Source organism: Megasphaera jansseni (assembly GCF_047974155.1).
Taxonomy (GTDB): domain Bacteria; phylum Bacillota; class Negativicutes; order Veillonellales; family Megasphaeraceae; genus Megasphaera.
The window spans coordinates 1-209 of the sequence record NZ_JBHYRR010000126.1 but is presented as its reverse complement, the minus strand read 5'-3'; the positions used below and the strand labels follow the sequence as shown (position 1 = coordinate 209).

At 44.0% G+C, this 209-nt stretch carries 1 protein-coding gene; it reads left to right on the top strand.

The window, feature by feature from the left end:
• On the top strand, window positions 1-209 hold a 209-nt coding region (locus ACE418_RS13625; RefSeq protein ID WP_416451100.1), incomplete at both ends, for an IS3 family transposase.

Genomic DNA, 209 nt, shown 5'->3' with positions numbered 1-209 from the left:
CATGACAAAGAATTGAGGCAATCCATGTCCCGGCGAGGCAACTGTTGGGACAATGCGCCACAGGAGAGCTTCTTTGGCCACATGAAAGATTACATCAAAGAAAAAATTGCAGTATCCAAAAGCTTTGAGGAGGTGAAAGCCATCATCGATGATTACATCGATTACTATAATAACGAGCGATACCAATGGCATCTGGCCAAGTTATCACC